Below are 15,369 nucleotides of genomic sequence, written 5' to 3'. Positions count from 1 at the left end.
ACCCCGATAAGGTCACTACTTTACCCGGATAACCCTAGCGCAGATGGTCCTCTCCACCAACCCTCTTCCGATCCCTGGAGACCGCTCATGCGTGTATTCGTCACTGGCGCCACCGGCTTCGTCGGCTCCGCCGTCGTTCGGGACCTGATCGCCGCCGGCCACAGCGTCACCGGTCTTGCCCGAACGGATGAAGGAGCGGCCGCCGTCACCGCGTTGGGAGCCGAGGTCCATCGCGGCTCGCTGGAGGACCACACCTCCCTGCGCGGCGGTGCGGCCGCCTCCGATGGCGTGCTCCACCTCGCCTTCAATCACGACTTCTCGAAATTCGCCGACAATTGCGAGCTCGACCGCCGCGCCATCCTCGCACTCGGCGAGGAGCTGAAGGGCTCCGAGCGTCCACTCATCGTCACGTCAGGCGTGGCATTGCTTGCGCCCGGGCGGCTCGCGACCGAGGACGATGCGGCGGCCCGCCACTTTCCGCGCGTCTCGGAAGCGACCGCCGAGGATCTCAGGGAACGCGGCGTCCGCGCCGGAATCGTGCGGTTGCCGCCCACGACCCATGGCGAGGGTGATCACGGTTTTGTGCCGCGCCTGATCGCGATTGCTCGCGAGAAAGGAGCCGCAGCCTATATCGGCGACGGCATGAACCGTTGGCCAGCCGCCCATCGCGTCGACGCCGCACGCGTCTATCGGCTCGCGCTGGAGCACGGTACATCCGCTCGCCGCTATCACGCGATCGCCGAGGACGGCGTGCCGTTCAAGGTGATCGCGGAGGTGATCGGCAAACGGCTCGGCGTGCCCGTGGTCTCGAAATCCGCTGATGAAGCCGAGCAGCATTTCGGCTGGTTCGCGCGATTTGCCGCCATCGACGTTCCGGCCTCGAGCGCGAAGACGCGCGCCCTGCTCGGCTGGGCGCCGCAAGAAAAAGGGCTGATCGAGGATCTCGACCAGCCCTATTATTTCCAGGCCTGACGGCGCTCAGCGCCGCCGTCGGCAGCCTGCAGATCAGTCCGTCGTGATCGCCGTTTCCATGTCGGTCGGATCGATCTGCCGGCTCAGCCCCGCGTTGAGCTTGTCGCGGTCGAGCTCACCCTCCCACCAGGCGACGATCACGCAGGCCACGCCGTTGCCGCAGAGATTGGTCAGCGCGCGGCATTCGCTCATGAACTTGTCGATGCCGAGCACGATCGCCATGCCCGGCACAAGGCGCGGGTCGACCACGGCAAGCGTCGCGGCCAGCGTGATGAAGCCCGCGCCGGTGATGCCGGAGGCGCCCTTCGACGTCAGCATCGCCACGACCAGGATCGTGAGCTGCTGACCGAAGGAGAGATCGAAACCGAGTGCCTGCGCGATGAACAGCGTCGCCAGCGTCATGTAGATGTTGGTACCGTCCAGATTGAACGAGTAGCCCGTGGGCACCACGAGGCCGACCACCGACTTGGAGCAGCCGAGCCGTTCCAGCTTCTCCATCAAGGATGGCAGCGCGCTTTCCGACGACGAGGTGCCGAGCACGATCAGGAGCTCGTCCTTGATGTAGGCCAGGAACTTGAAGATCGAGAAGCCGGCCAGGCGCGCGATGATGCCGAGCACGACGAACACGAACAGCGCGGCCGTGACGTAGAAGGTCGCGATCAGCCCGATCAAATTGAGGATCGCACCGGTGCCGAACTTGCCGATGGTGTAGGCCATCGCGCCGAACGCACCGATCGGCGCCGCGCGCATCACGATGGAGATGACGCCGAACACCGCATGCGCGGCATCGTCGATGAACGAGCGGATCGTGTGGCCGCGCTCACCGAGGCTCATGATCGCGAAGCCGAACAGCACCGAGAACAGCAGCACCTGGAGGATCTCGCCTTGGGCGAAGGCGCCGACCACGGTGTCCGGAATGATGTGCAGCACGAAGTCGACGGACTTCTGGCCGGCTGCCTGCTTGGCGTAGGTCGCAACGGCCGCCTCGTTTGCCGCCGCATTGCCGAAGCCCGCGCCCGGCCTCACCAGGTTGCCGATAATGAGTCCGATCACCAGGGCGAAGGTCGAGACGACCTCGAAATAGACCAGCGCCTTGACGCCGATGCGTCCGACCTTCTTGGCGTCCTGGATGTGGGCGATGCCCGAGACAACGGTGCAGAAGATGATCGGGGCGATCACCATCTTGATCAGCTTGATGAAGCCGTCGCCGAGCGCCTTGATCCAGTCGTTGGTGGCAACCGTCGGCCAGAGCCAGCCGACGATGGCGCCGAGCACGATGGCGATCAGCACTTGGACGTAAAGAACCTTGTACCACGGCTTGGCAGCGGCCGGCGCGACCGGCGTCCCCGCCATCGTTGTCGTTGTCATTGTTTCACTCCCCCTCGAAACGCCGGGCCAGCCAAGATCAACTTGGCCGGCCCTGTCAATTGGAACTGCTCGTACTTGCGCGCTTTACCCGCGGCGATCGACAATCCGGCGAGCCGCCGGCATCAGCGTCGCGCCCAGCGCGTTCTTGACCAGCGAGGCCGCGATGAACGGCGCCAGGCCGACCTGCCAGGCCTTGGACGCGCCAAGGCCGAGGCCAAAGGCCAGCCAGCCGAACCCGGCGGCCAGAATGACGATATGGCCGACGGCCATCGCGGCAAACAGCAGCACCACGCTGCGATCCCAGCCGCGCTCGGCGAGCCAGCCGGTCACGAAGGCCGCAGCGATGAAGCCGAACAGATAGCCGGCGGTCGGGCCGACCAGCGGCGCAATTCCACCCACGGGACCTGCGAATACCGGCAGGCCTAGCGCGCCCTCGGCGAGGTAGGCGATCATGGTTGCGCTGCCAAGGCGCCAGCCATAGGCGGCACCGATCATCAGCACCACCAGCGTCTGCAATGTCATGGGCACGTAAGGCAGCGGCAGGTTCACCTTGGCCGACAGCGCCAGCAGCGCCGTGCCGAGTGCGACCAGTACGAAGGCGCGCAGTGCACCCACGGTTTCACCCGGCCGGGTTGGCCACATCAATGCGGCGAGAGGAGAATGCGGTGCAGCAGCGAACGGGACGGATCGGTCAGTCAAGATGAACTCCGGAGGTGGGCGAAAACTGGCGGCTATTTAAGCCAGTGAGCGATCCGGTCAACTGCCTCCCGCATCTCCGCCGCCGAACGCGCATAAGAGAACCGGATGAACGAGCGGCCATGGATGGGATCGAAATCGAGGCCCGGCGTTGCCGCGACATGGGCCTGTTCCAGCATCTGCTTGGCGAACTCGAAACTGTCGGAGGTGAAGTCCGAGACATCGGCATAGAGATAGAAGGCGCCGTCGGCCGGCAGGAACCTGGTGAGGCCGGCCTTGGGCAATCCCTCGATCAGGATGCGCCGGTTTTCCTGATAGCCGTGCTTGATCTCCCCCATTTCGGCCGTGCCGTCGAAGGCGGCCTCGGCCGCGATCTGCGACAGCGACGGCACCGAGATCGACAGGTTCTGCTGCAGCCGCTCGATCGGCCGCACCAGGAGCTCCGGCACGACCATCCAGCCGACGCGCCAGCCCGTCATGCAAAAATACTTCGAGAACGAGTTGATCACGAGTGCGTGGTCCGACAGCGCCGCCGCCGTCACCGCCGGAAACGCATAGTCGAGCCCGTGATAGATCTCGTCCGAGATGAAGCGGATCTTGGCGTCTTCGGCCGCCGCGATCAGGCCGGAGAGCGCCTCGCGGGACATCATCGTTCCCGTCGGATTGGCGGGGCTGCCGACCAGCACGCCCTTCAGCGGCGCCTTGCGATGGGCGGCAAGCAGCGCCTCGCCGGTGAGCGCGTGACGCGTCTCGTTCGTGGTCTCGATCAGCACCGGCTCGCAGCCGAGCGCGGTGAGGATGTGGCGGTACGGCGGATAGCCCGGCACCGTCACGGCGACGCGGTCGCCAGGCTCGAACATCGACAGGAAGGCGAGGATGAAGCCGCCCGAGGAGCCCGTCGTCACCACGATCCGCTCGGCGCTGACGTCACAGCCATGGGCATCGCGATAGTGCCGCGCGATGCGCTCGCGCAGGCTGGGAATGCCGAGCGCGGAGGTATAATCGATCCGTCCCGCCTCGAGCGCCGCGTGAGCGGCCGCAATCGCGGTCTTCGGCGCGCCGGCCGCGGGCTGGCCGACCTCCATATGGATGACATGGCCCCCGGCGGCCTCGATTCGGGCCGCCGCGGCCATCACGTCCATGACCATGAACGGGGGAACATCGCTACGGCGGGAGGGCTCGAGCCACTGCCCCAACCGGTTCCTCAATGTCGCATCGTGCATCGATTTCTGCTATTTCGCTGGCGGACCGGCCCGTCCGGTCCGGGAAACGGGGCGCTTGCGCCCCAGACTGGCCGCATTGTACGGCTCATAAGGGGTAAGGCTCATAGGCCATATCGCGTATCCGGTCCGCCGCCAATCGCCAAAACCAATCACGAAACTGCTTGCCAAGATCTCTTGCCAAGACCGCTTGACCAAGACCGCTTGATGTTGCTCCAGATCGCATTGCGCAAAAAGGCCTCCGCCCTCACCGCCGTCGTCACCGCCGCGGCGATCGCTTTGCTGCCGCTCCCGGCGGCGCAGGCACAGCAGAAGGGCCCGCCGGTCCTGCGCGACACCGAGACCGAGCAGTTGCTGCGCGAGTATACCCGCCCGATCCTGCGCGCCGCCGGTCTGGAGAAGCAGAACATCCAGATGGTGATCATCAACGACGGCTCGTTCAACGCGTTCGTCGCGGACGGCCGCCGCATCTTCGTCAATTACGGCGCGATCCTCCAATCGGAAACGCCGAACCAGATCATCGGCGTGCTCGCGCACGAGACGGGGCATCTGGCCGGCGGCCATCTGTCCAAGCTGCGTGAGCAGCTCGCCAGCGCGCAGACCCAGATGATCATCGCGATGCTGCTCGGCGCCGGCGCGATCGCCGCAGGCAGCGCCCGCGGCGGCAACGCCGGCAACAACGGCCTCGCCAATGCCGGCGCGGCCGCGATCGCCGGACCGCAGGAGATGATCCGCCGCACGCTGTTGTCCTATCAGCGCCAGCAGGAGGAGAACGCCGACCGCGCCGGCGTGAAATTCCTGACCGCGACCCAGCAGTCGCCGAAGGGCATGTACGAGACCTTCAAGCGCTTCACCAGCGAGAGCCTGTTCGCAGCGCGCGGCGCCGATCCCTATCTCCAGTCGCACCCGATGCCCGCCGAACGCGTCGCCTCGCTCCAGGAGTTCGCCAGCTCCAGCCCCTATTGGGACAAGAAGGACGATCCCGCACTCCAGCTCCGCCACGATATGGTGCGCGCCAAGATCTCCGCCTTCATGGAGCGGCCGGAGACGGTGTACCGTCGTTATCCCCAGACCAACGACAGCTTGCCGGCACGCTACGCCCGCGCCATCAGCACCTATCTGCACGGCGATCTGCGCAGCGCGCTCGCCCAGATCGACGCACTGATCCAGGTCCAGCCGAACAACCCGTACTTCTACGAGGTGCGCGGCCAGGCCCTGCTCGAGAGCGGCAAGCCGGCCGAGGCGATCCCTGCCCTGCGCAAGGCCGTCGCGCTATCGAGCAACTCGCCCCTCATCGAGATGTTACTTGGGCAGGCTCTGGTTGGAACCGATAATAAGGCCTACACCGACGATGCCGTTCGGATTCTCCGCGCCGCGGTGGCGCGGGAGCCCGAGGCGCCGCTCGGCTATACCCAGCTCGCGATGGCCTATGGCCGGAAGGGAGATTATGCCGAGGCGGATCTCGCGTCGGCGCAGGCCGCCTACTTGCGCGGCGACAACAAGACCGCCCGCGAGCTCGCCACGCGCGCGAAAACCCGTTTCGCCGTCGGCACGCCCGGATGGGTCAAGGCCGACGACATCGTGGCAGCCAAGCCGCCGCGCAACTAGCCAGAACGACGCCAGACACCACGACGTCACGACACCGAGCCTTGAGCCCGCCGGGACGTTTTCCGAAACCTGCTTTGGATAAGAGGATTTGCCTATGCCTTCGCTGCGTCTGCTTGCTCCCGCGCTGTTTGCGCTCGCCATGTTCGGCGCAGCCGCGCCCGCGTCGGCCGACAGCTTCTCCGATGCCCAGCGCACCGACATCGAGGCGATCATCAAGAACTACCTCGTCACCCATCCCGAGGTGCTCGAGGAGGCGATGACCGAGCTCAGCAAGCGCCAGGCCGCGGCGGAAACCCAGAAGCACGAGGCCAGCATCGCGCAGAACGCGGACGCGATCTTCAACTCGCCGCGCCAGGTCGTGCTCGGCAACAAGGAGGGCGACGTCACCTTCGTCGAGTTCTTCGACTACAATTGCGGCTACTGCAAACGCGCGATGGGCGACATGCTCGATCTCATGAAGAGCGATCCGAAGCTGAAGGTCGTACTGAAGGAGTTTCCCGTGCTGAGCCAGGGCTCCGTCGAGGCCGCCCAGGTCGCCGTCGCCGTGCGCATGCAGGATCCCACCGGCAAGAAATATCTCGACTTCCACCAGAAGCTGCTCGGCGGCCGCGGCGCGGCCGACAAGGCACGCGCGCTGCAGGCGGCCAAGGAGGCCGGACTCGACACCGCGAAAATCGAGAAGGATCTCGCCAGCCCCGAGGTGCGCGCCACCATCGAGGAGAACTTCAAGCTCGCCGAGGCGATGGGCATGAACGGCACGCCGAGCTACGTGATCGGCAAGCAGATCGTGATTGGCGCCATCGGTCTCGAAGGCCTCAAGGAGAAGATCGGCGTTGCCCGCTGCGGCAAGGCAACCTGCTGATCACGCGCTTCACAACTCACGCACGCAACGAGGCCGGCTGAAAAGCCGGCCTTTTTGCTGCGCCAAACAATGGCGCGATCCGGCACAATCATTCATCCGGCGTTCAACAAACAAATGCCGCGGAACCGCCGATGTTCCGGAACAACCGATATCTCCTTTCGTTGTTGGCGCGGGCAATGACGCAAATAAACACGTGAGGAGAATCTAAATGTTGAACCGCTTTATGATCTCTGTTGCCGCGCTTGCACTCGTCGCCGGCACCGGACTGGCGAACGCACAGGGCACCATGAACCGCGAGAGCGGCGGCGCCGGCGCGCAGCCCGCGCAGCAAACACAGCCGTCGGGCGGTGCGGCCGAGCGCGGCGCCACGGGCAAGGACTCCGTGACGAAGGAAAAGGGCACCGTTGGTCAGGCTGGCGGCGCCAGCGCCTCGAAGCCGGGTGCGGCCGCGGAAGACAAGGCGTCCGGGGCGATGAAGGACGAGCGCCCGGGCGGCGCGATGCACAAGAACGCCGCCGAGGACAAGGCCGGCGCGACCAAGGGCCAGCGTACCGACGAACGCGCGCAGGGTCAGATGGACAAGTCGCAGCAGGACAAGTCCAAGAGCATGAGCCAGGATACGACCAAGTCCGGCACCAAGGACCACAAGGACATGAAGGCTGAGGACAACAAGGCCGGCACGTCCACCAAGAGCAACGCCGAGAACCGCCCAGGCTCGGGCACCTCGACCGACATGAAGGCCGAGGGCAAGAGTTCGACCTCGTCCTCGACGACGGTCGGCCAGGCCGGCGCTGCCGCCAAGCTCTCGACCGAGCAGCGGACCCAGATCACGTCCGTGATCCGCGAGGAGCGCGTGGCCCCCGTGACCAACGTGAACTTCTCGATCGCGGTCGGCACCCGCGTGCCGCGCGAGGGTATCGAGCTGCATGCCCTGCCGTCCCGCGTCGTGTCGATCTATCCGGAGTGGCGCAGCTACCGCTACGTGCTGGTCCGCGAGCAGATCGTGATCATCGATCCGAATACCTATGAGATCGTCGCGATCCTCGACGTCTAAGGCCGGATGACGGCAACCTCAGGGGCGGGCAGCGATGCCCGCCCCTTTGCGTTCGGCCGACAGCCATGCTTTTGACTGGTTAACAAGCAATTTCCGTAGCTTCCGCACAGGTTTTTGCACCCCGGATGAGGTGCCTGAAGGCCTCTGGGAGGTCCTTCAAGGCTTCCCCTAGGGCGCTTTGTTACCTATAACCCCGCCACGCCGAAACACCTCTTACGGGATTGGAATGGCCGAACCAGCAACCGACACGATCCTCGTTCTCAACGGGCCGAACCTCAACATGTTGGGGACGCGCGAGCCCGAAAAGTATGGTCACGCGACCTTGGCCGACGTCGAGGCGCTGTGCCGGGAGACGGCGGCATCATTCGGTCTCAAGGCCGACTGCCGTCAATCCAACCGCGAGGGCGAGTTGATCGACTTCATCCACGAAGCGCATGCGCGTAAGATGAAGGGCATCATCATCAATGCCGGCGGCTATTCGCACACCTCGATCGCCCTGCACGATGCGCTGCTCGCTGTGCAGATCCCGACGGTCGAAGTGCACGTGACCAACATCCACGCCCGCGAGAGCTTCCGTCATCACTCCTACACCGCGCGCGCGGCCTTCGCCTCGCTCTGCGGTTTCGGCATCGAGGGCTACCGCCTCGCCATCCAGGGCCTTGCCGCCAAGCTCGGCCTCAAGCCCAAAGCCTGACGCTCCCTCCCCACACAGAACATTCGGATCAAGAACATGGCGCGCCAGCCAGACGACAAAGCAGCCGCAAAGTTTTCCAGCGAGGATTCCGCGCTCGTCCGCGAGCTCGCCCTGCTGCTCGATGAGACCAGCCTCACCGAGATCGAGATCGAGCGCGCGGGCCTGCGCCTGCGCGTCGCCCGCAACATCAGCGTTGCCGCGACCATGCCGATGCCGGTCGCTGCCGCCGGCCTGCCGGTGGCCACGGCCGCGCCCGCTGTTGCCGCGGCGGCCGACCTGTCGAAGCATCCCGGCGCCGTCACCTCGCCGATGGTCGGCACCGCCTACTGGGCGCCGGAGCCCGGCGCCAAGCCGTTCATCGAGGTCGGCAGCAAGGTCTCGGTCGGTCAGACGCTGCTGATCATCGAAGCCATGAAGACCATGAACCAGATCCCCTCGTTGCGCGCCGGCACGGTGACGCAGATCCTGGTCGAGGACGGCCAGCCGGTCGAGTTCGGTGAGCCGCTCGTCATCATTGAGTAACGGCCAGGGCAGCTCAGCTGCCCCCGTCGCATTTCGCGCGCCAGTCCCTTAAGGACACCATGTTCGACAAGATCCTCATAGCCAATCGCGGCGAGATCGCCCTTCGCATCCTCAGGGCCTGCAAGGAGCTCGGGATCGCGACCGTCGCCGTGCACTCCACCGCCGACGCCGACGCCATGCATGTGCGCCTGTCGGATGAGAGCGTGTGCATCGGACCGCCGCCGTCCAAGGACAGCTATCTCAATGTGCCCGCGCTGCTCGCGGCCTGCGAGATCACCGGGGCGGACGCCGTGCATCCCGGCTACGGCTTCCTGTCCGAGAACGCGCGCTTCGCGGAAATCCTCTCCGAGCACAATCTGCATTTCATCGGCCCCAAGGCCGAGCATATCCGCCTGATGGGCGACAAGATCGAGGCCAAGAAGACCGCCAAGAAACTCGGCATCCCCGTGGTGCCCGGCTCCGACGGCGCGGTCGGTCCCGACGACGATGCGCTGGGGATCGCCAGGAAGATCGGCTTCCCGGTGCTGGTGAAGGCGGCGGCGGGCGGCGGTGGCCGCGGCATGAAGGTCGCGCACAGCGAGGCCGACCTCCTGATGGCGCTGTCGACGGCGGCCAATGAGGCCAAATCCGCCTTCGGCGATGCGTCCGTCTACCTCGAAAAATATCTCCAGAAGCCGCGCCATATCGAGATCCAGATCCTCGGCGACGGCCGCGGCGGCGCGATCCATCTCGGTGAGCGCGATTGCTCGCTGCAGCGCCGCCACCAGAAGGTCTGGGAGGAAGGCCCCTCGCCCGTCCTCTCCGCCGCCGCGCGCGCCAAGATCGGCGAGACCTGTGCGAAGGCAATGCGCGAGATGAAATATCTCGGCGTCGGCACCATCGAGTTCCTGTTCGAGGACGGCGAGTTCTACTTCATCGAGATGAACACCCGCATCCAGGTCGAGCATCCCGTCACCGAGAGCATCACCGACATCGACCTCGTGCTGGAGCAGATCCGCATCGCCGCCGGCGGCGAGCTGCCGGCGAGGCAGGAGGAAGTCCAGGTCATCGGCCACGCGATCGAATGCCGCATCAACGCCGAAAATCCGGTGACCTTCCGCCCCTCGCCCGGCCGGATCCTGCAATATCATCCGCCCGGGGGCCTCGGCGTCCGGATCGATTCCGCCGTCTACCAAGGCTACACGATCCCGCCTTATTACGACTCGCTCGTCGGCAAGCTGATCGTGCACGGCAAGACGCGCGCCGAATGCCTGATGCGGCTGCGCCGGGCGCTGGACGAAATGGTGGTCGAAGGCATCGAGACCACGCTGCCGCTGTTCCGCGCGCTGGTGCGCGAAGACGACATCATCAACGGCGACTACCACATCCACTGGCTGGAGCAGTACCTGGCCGGCAAGGCGGAACCCGCTGCGAAATAGTCTTCCCGCCCCGTGGAACCCTCTCGCCCCAATCGCGTTCTGGACGGTTGGGCAGTTCCAAGGGGGCGTTTTGAACTCCACCGGCGTAACAGGGCGAGACCGTCGTGACCGCTGAGGCGCAGCGGCGGCGCGCATTTTGGCAGATCCTGCTGTTCGCTGCGGGCCTTCTGGTGCTGACCGTGATCAGCGCCGGCTCCGTCTATCTGGTCAACAAGGCGCGGGAAGACAGCAAATCGGTCGTCCACACCATCGAGGTGGAGAACCAGATCAACACCCTGCTGCTCGAAGTCCGACGCGCCGAGAGCAGCGCCCGCGGCTTTCTCCTGACGCAGGGACCGGATTTCCAGTCGGATCACGAGAAGGCCGTTGCAGCGATCATTCCGGCGCTCGACAAGCTCACGCGGCAGATCGGCGACAATCCGGCGCAACGCGACAGCATCGAGAAGCTGAGCGCGGCGATTGAGACCCGGCTCGACCAGTTCTCGCGCGAGATGAATTTCGTGAAGCAGGGCCAACCCGACAAGGCCACGGCGCTGATCCGCGAGGCCGCCGCCGGCAACACTACAACCACGATCAGCAACCTGGCCAACGCGATGACCCGCGAAGAGGAACGACTGTTCCGGATTCGCACCGCCAACTCCGACCAGAGCCAGACGCTGGCCGCGTCGATGACCGGCATCGGCTCCGGCCTCGTCGTGGTGCTGGCCCTGATCTCGATCTGGCTGGTGCGGCGCTCGGCCCGCGCCCGTGACGAGGCCGAAATGCGCCTGCGCGATGCCAACGTCAACCTGGAGACCGTCGTCGACGAGCGTACGGCAGACCTGCGCGAGGCCAACAACGAAATCCAGCGCTTTGCCTATATCGTCAGCCACGATTTGCGCTCGCCGCTCGTCAACATCATGGGCTTCACCAGCGAACTCGAAGAACTCGGCGGCGACATTTTCCGCCGCATCGGCAGCCTTACCCGCGTCCCGGCCGACGGGCCACCCCTGGCCCCCGGCGAGATCGCGCTCGAAGGCCCCGACCAGCAGCTTTCAGCGGACTTTTCCGAGGCGCTCGGCTTCATCAAATCGTCGATCGCCAAGATGGACCGGCTGATCTCGGCGATCCTCAACCTCACCCGCGAGGGTCGGCGCGAATTCCAGCCGGAGAAGATCGACATCCGCGAGTTTGTCGAGGCCATCGTGTCGACACTGGCGCATCAGGCGGTGGAAGCGCAGGCCGAGATCCACATCGCGCCCCTGCCGAATATCGTCAGCGACCGCCTTGCGCTGGAGCAGATCTTCTCCAATCTGATCGACAACGCGATCAAATATCTCAAGAGCGGGGAGCCCGGAGAGATCAGAATTCGCGGGCGCACCAAGCTCGGCTACGCTATCTTCGAGATCAGCGACAACGGCCGCGGCATCGATCCAAAAGATCATCAGCGGATCTTCGACCTGTTCCGGCGCGCGGGAACCCAGGACAAGCCCGGACAGGGCATAGGTCTTGCACATGTGCGTGCACTTGTGCGCCGTCTCGGCGGCACCATGTCGGTATCGTCGGAACTGAACGCGGGCAGCACATTCACGATCACGCTGCCTGTCGTCTGGAACGCCAGCAACCGGAACGTAGATCGATGACGCAGCCTGTTACCATCATCATGATCGAGGACGACGAGGGGCACGCCCGGCTGATCGAGCGCAACATCCGTCGCTCCGGCGTCAACAACGAGATCATCCCGTTCGGCAACGGCACCGACGCGATGAGACACCTGTTCGGCGCCGACGGCAGCGGGCTTTCCCAGAAGGGAAATGCCCTCCTGATCCTGCTCGACCTCAACCTGCCCGACATGAGCGGGATCGACATTTTGAAGCAGATCAAGGAAAACAGTCATCTCAAGGCATCGCCCGTAGTCGTCCTCACGACCACAGACGACTCCCAGGAGATCAAGCGCTGCTACGAGCTCGGCTGCAACGTCTACATCACCAAACCCGTCAACTACGAGAATTTCGCCAACGCCATCCGGCAACTCGGGCTGTTCTTCTCGGTCATCCAGGTCCCGCCCGCCGCCACATGAACCAGAGAACGCCGACACTGCTGTATATCGACGACGACGACGCGCTCGCGCGCCTGGTCGACCGCGGCCTGACGCGGCGCGGCTACAGGGTCGTTCATGCCGCGAGCGGCGAGGAAGGCCTCGAGCACATCCGCCGCGCCGGCGCCCAGGACAGCATCGAAAGCGGCATCGACGTCGTTGCGCTCGACCAGTACATGCCGGGTCTCGACGGCCTCGAGACGCTGGAGCAGATCATGGCGATCCCGGGCGCCCCACCCGTGGTGTTCGTCACCGCCTCGCAGGATTCCAGCATCGCGGTCACCGCGCTGAAGGCGGGCGCGGCCGACTACCTCGTCAAGGACGTCAAGGGCGACTTCATCCCCCTGCTTCACGTCGCGGCGGAGGGCGCGCTGCGCCAGGCCGAATTGCAGAATGCGCGCGAGGAGGCCGAAGCCGAGATCCACGCCTCGCGCGACCGCTATGCCGCGCTCGCCGCCGAGCGCGAGATGCTGCTGCGTGAGGTCAATCACCGCGTCGGCAATTCGCTCCAGATCATCGCCTCGCTGCTGCATCTTCAGGCGAGCTCAGCCGGGCAGGAAGAGGTCAAGGCCGCGCTGACCAACGCGATGGGCCGCGTCGCCGCGGTCGCGCAGGTGCACCGCCGCCTCTACACCTCGCAGGACCTCAAGAGCGTCGTCCTGAACCAGTACCTGGACTCGCTGCTCGAGGACCTGCGCCGTTCGGCCGAAGGTAACCGGATGTCGCGCCTGACGCTGAAGGCCGAGCCGATCGAGATCGATCCGGACCGCGCGGTCGCCGTCGGCATCATCGTCAACGAGCTGGTGATGAACGCGGTGAAATACGCCTATCCCGACGGGGCCGGCCCGATCCATGTCGAGCTGACCCTGCAGGGCGAGAATCTGCTGCTGGCGATTGCCGATGACGGCGTCGGCGACAACGTCAAGGCCGATCCGCGCTCCACCGGCATGGGCCAGCGCATCGTTGCGGCCATGGCCACCAAGCTCGACGCCTCGGTCGAGCGCGATCCCGCCCACAGCGGAACCCGCATCTTTTTGAGGTTCCCCCGCATACCCGTCGCGCCCGGCAAGAGCAACAGCGCCGCCGCGAGCTGACCCGCGCCCCCATCGCAACCGCATTGCGATCCTGCTATTGTTGCACCATGACTTCGCGCGACTCCGCTTCGTCTGAAATTACGCCGGCCGTGCTGCTGCGCGCCTATGCCTGCGGCATCTTTCCGATGGCCGAGAGCGCCGACGATCCGACCCTGTTCTGGGTCGAGCCGGAATTGCGCGGCGTCATCCCGCTCGGCGGCTTCCGCGTGGCCTCGCGGCTCGCGCGCACCGTGCGCTCGGATGGGTTTCGCGTGACCGTCAACACCGCGTTCAAGGCCACGATTGCCGGCTGCGCCGCGCCGCAGGCCGGGCGCGAGGACACCTGGATCAACAAGCGCATCCGCGACCTCTATAGTGGCCTGTTCGAGCTCGGCCATTGCCACAGCGTCGAGGCCTGGCAGGGCGACGACCTCGTCGGTGGGCTCTACGGCGTGAGCCTGGGACGCGCCTTCTTCGGCGAGAGCATGTTTCACACCGCGCGCGATGCCTCGAAGGTCGCGCTGGTGCACCTGGTCGCGCGGCTCATCCATGGCGGTTTCGAGCTGCTCGACACGCAATATGTCACCGAGCATCTGAAGAACTTCGGTGCGGTCGAGATTCCGCGGCGGCGCTACACCGCGCTGCTCGACAAGGCGCTGGCGGGCGAGCCCGGCGATTTCCTCAAGCTCTCGCCCGGCGAGGCGATCCCGGGCGCTCGCGCGCTCGAGATCATCGCCTCGCGGCAATAGTCGATAGCCGGCTTAGCGGCCGAATCCGGGGATACCGAACAGGCCTGGCCGCTGCTCCGGTGGCGGGGGCGGCGGCGGTGCCGGTTGCTGCTGCTGGATCGGCGGCAATGGCTGCGGCGGACGCTGCTGCACGGCCTGCTTGGGCGCGGCCTTCTTCTGCGCGGGCGGCGGCGGCGCAGCCGGCTTGGTCGCGGGATCCGGTGCAGCCGTCGCAATGGTCTGCTGCGGCTCTTTGCAGTCGGTCAGCCAGATGTCGTAGATCGGATGCTCGACGCCGTGCAGGCCGGGGCTTGCCGCGTACATCCAGCCCGAAAAAATCCGCTTCACCTCGCCCTGCAAGGTGATCTCGTCGACTTCGACGAAGGCGTCGGTGTTGGCGGCTTCCGTCGCCGGCCTAGTGTAGCAGGCATCGGTCTTGACGCGCAGCGCGCCGAACTGGACGGTCTCGCCGATATCCTCGTCGAAATTGATGATGCGTCCGGTGATCTTGTCGAGGCCGGAGAAGGTCGCCTTCTTGTTCACGATCTTCTGGGCCGGCGGCTCGGTCACGACCTCGTCGCCCGGCTGCAGGCTCGCCGGCGTCTGCGGCACGGCACCGCCCGGCCCGCCCTTCTGCTGGGGCTGGCGCTGACCGGGCGCGCCCGGCTGGGGGGCGCCTGGCGGCGTGACCGCCACGGGCGGCGGCTGGTTCGGCGGAGCGACGGTGGAGCCTGGCGGCGGCGCCAAAGGCTGGGTCTCGACCGGCCCCGGCATGACATTGCCCTGACGTCCGGGCGGCGGCGCCATCGGACGCGATGGCAGCACGCGGCCCTGCGGCGGCAGCTCGGGGACCTCCTCGTCGTCGTCGGGCACCTGCGGCTGCGGCTGTCCGCGCGGAATGCTGCCGGGCGGCCGCAGCGGCGGCGGATCGGAGAAGATCGTGCCGATCTGCGCCTGTGAGGGCGTCGCAGCCGTGAGCGCAGTGGCGGCAAGAAGCGCCGCAAGACCTGTCAGGGTAAGGGTTCGAACCATCTTCTCGCGCGGCTTCAACAGCGAATCGGGCTTGCTGGACATTCT

General features: G+C 65.8%; 15 protein-coding genes. 11 read left to right on the top strand and 4 right to left on the bottom strand.

The features are described 5' to 3' along the window. Nucleotides 1-87 precede the first annotated feature (87 nt). The gene (locus tag BJA_RS21395) at nt 88-972 is read left to right on the top strand and encodes an SDR family oxidoreductase (RefSeq protein WP_011087072.1); all 885 of its coding nucleotides are present in this window, start codon (nt 88-90) and stop codon (nt 970-972) included. A gap of 33 nt (nt 973-1,005) precedes the next feature. On the opposite strand, the gene BJA_RS21390 is transcribed toward BJA_RS21395, so the two are convergent. The 3 genes from BJA_RS21390 to BJA_RS21380 all read right to left on the bottom strand — a co-directional run bounded on the left by BJA_RS21390 (nt 1,006) and on the right by BJA_RS21380 (nt 4,259). Further along, nucleotides 1,006-2,340 carry a dicarboxylate/amino acid:cation symporter gene (locus tag BJA_RS21390; RefSeq protein WP_011087071.1) on the bottom strand — a complete coding sequence of 445 codons (1,335 nt, stop codon included), beginning with the start codon at nt 2,338-2,340 and terminating at the stop codon, nt 1,006-1,008. Between the two features lie 84 nt (nt 2,341-2,424). Then, entirely contained in the window at nt 2,425-2,982 is a 558-nt protein-coding gene (locus tag BJA_RS21385) for a biotin transporter BioY (RefSeq protein ID WP_011087070.1), read from the bottom strand. A gap of 89 nt (nt 2,983-3,071) precedes the next feature. Beyond that, nucleotides 3,072-4,259 (bottom strand): pyridoxal phosphate-dependent aminotransferase, encoded by a 1,188-nt coding sequence (locus tag BJA_RS21380; protein WP_011087069.1) that lies wholly within the window; start codon nt 4,257-4,259, stop codon nt 3,072-3,074. A gap of 204 nt (nt 4,260-4,463) precedes the next feature. Here BJA_RS21380 and BJA_RS21375 point away from each other — a divergent pair, with 204 nt between their 5' ends. The 10 genes from BJA_RS21375 to aat all read left to right on the top strand — a co-directional run bounded on the left by BJA_RS21375 (nt 4,464) and on the right by aat (nt 14,313). Next, nucleotides 4,464-5,864 carry a M48 family metalloprotease gene (locus BJA_RS21375; RefSeq protein ID WP_011087068.1) on the top strand — a complete coding sequence of 467 codons (1,401 nt, stop codon included), beginning with the start codon at nt 4,464-4,466 and terminating at the stop codon, nt 5,862-5,864. A 94-nt stretch (nt 5,865-5,958) separates the two neighbouring features. Continuing rightward, entirely contained in the window at nt 5,959-6,726 is a 768-nt protein-coding gene (locus BJA_RS21370) for a DsbA family protein (RefSeq protein WP_011087067.1), read from the top strand. 208 nt (nt 6,727-6,934) lie between these two features. Then, entirely contained in the window at nt 6,935-7,780 is an 846-nt protein-coding gene (locus BJA_RS21365; protein WP_011087066.1) for a DUF1236 domain-containing protein, read from the top strand. A 226-nt stretch (nt 7,781-8,006) separates the two neighbouring features. Further along, nucleotides 8,007-8,474 (top strand): type II 3-dehydroquinate dehydratase, encoded by a 468-nt coding sequence (gene aroQ, locus BJA_RS21360; protein WP_011087065.1) that lies wholly within the window; start codon nt 8,007-8,009, stop codon nt 8,472-8,474. 36 nt (nt 8,475-8,510) lie between these two features. Beyond that, the gene (gene accB, locus BJA_RS21355) at nt 8,511-8,996 is read left to right on the top strand and encodes an acetyl-CoA carboxylase biotin carboxyl carrier protein (protein WP_011087064.1); all 486 of its coding nucleotides are present in this window, start codon (nt 8,511-8,513) and stop codon (nt 8,994-8,996) included. A 59-nt stretch (nt 8,997-9,055) separates the two neighbouring features. Further along, nucleotides 9,056-10,414 carry an acetyl-CoA carboxylase biotin carboxylase subunit gene (accC, locus tag BJA_RS21350; RefSeq protein WP_011087063.1) on the top strand — a complete coding sequence of 453 codons (1,359 nt, stop codon included), beginning with the start codon at nt 9,056-9,058 and terminating at the stop codon, nt 10,412-10,414. Between the two features lie 104 nt (nt 10,415-10,518). Then, nucleotides 10,519-12,036, top strand: a complete 1,518-nt coding sequence (locus BJA_RS21345) for a sensor histidine kinase (protein WP_011087062.1) — start codon at nt 10,519-10,521, stop codon at nt 12,034-12,036. Then, entirely contained in the window at nt 12,033-12,473 is a 441-nt protein-coding gene (locus BJA_RS21340; RefSeq protein ID WP_011087061.1) for a response regulator, read from the top strand. Before BJA_RS21345 ends, BJA_RS21340 begins: the two co-directional genes overlap by 4 nt. Next, nucleotides 12,470-13,585: a sensor histidine kinase gene (locus tag BJA_RS21335; RefSeq protein ID WP_011087060.1), complete on the top strand. Its 1,116-nt coding sequence runs from the start codon at nt 12,470-12,472 to the stop codon at nt 13,583-13,585. Before BJA_RS21340 ends, BJA_RS21335 begins: the two co-directional genes overlap by 4 nt. Before the next feature lie 47 nt (nt 13,586-13,632). Beyond that, nucleotides 13,633-14,313 carry a leucyl/phenylalanyl-tRNA--protein transferase gene (aat, locus tag BJA_RS21330; RefSeq protein WP_011087059.1) on the top strand — a complete coding sequence of 227 codons (681 nt, stop codon included), beginning with the start codon at nt 13,633-13,635 and terminating at the stop codon, nt 14,311-14,313. 12 nt (nt 14,314-14,325) lie between these two features. Here the strand turns inward: aat and BJA_RS21325 are convergent, their stop codons facing one another. Then, nucleotides 14,326-15,366 carry a DUF2155 domain-containing protein gene (locus BJA_RS21325; protein ID WP_038966849.1) on the bottom strand — a complete coding sequence of 347 codons (1,041 nt, stop codon included), beginning with the start codon at nt 15,364-15,366 and terminating at the stop codon, nt 14,326-14,328. Nucleotides 15,367-15,369 lie beyond the last annotated feature (3 nt).

This window comes from Bradyrhizobium diazoefficiens USDA 110 (assembly GCF_000011365.1).
GTDB classification, from domain to species: Bacteria; Pseudomonadota; Alphaproteobacteria; order Rhizobiales; family Xanthobacteraceae; genus Bradyrhizobium; species Bradyrhizobium diazoefficiens.
Note: the sequence above shows the minus strand (reverse complement) of the source record. Positions and strands in the feature narration are given on the sequence as shown.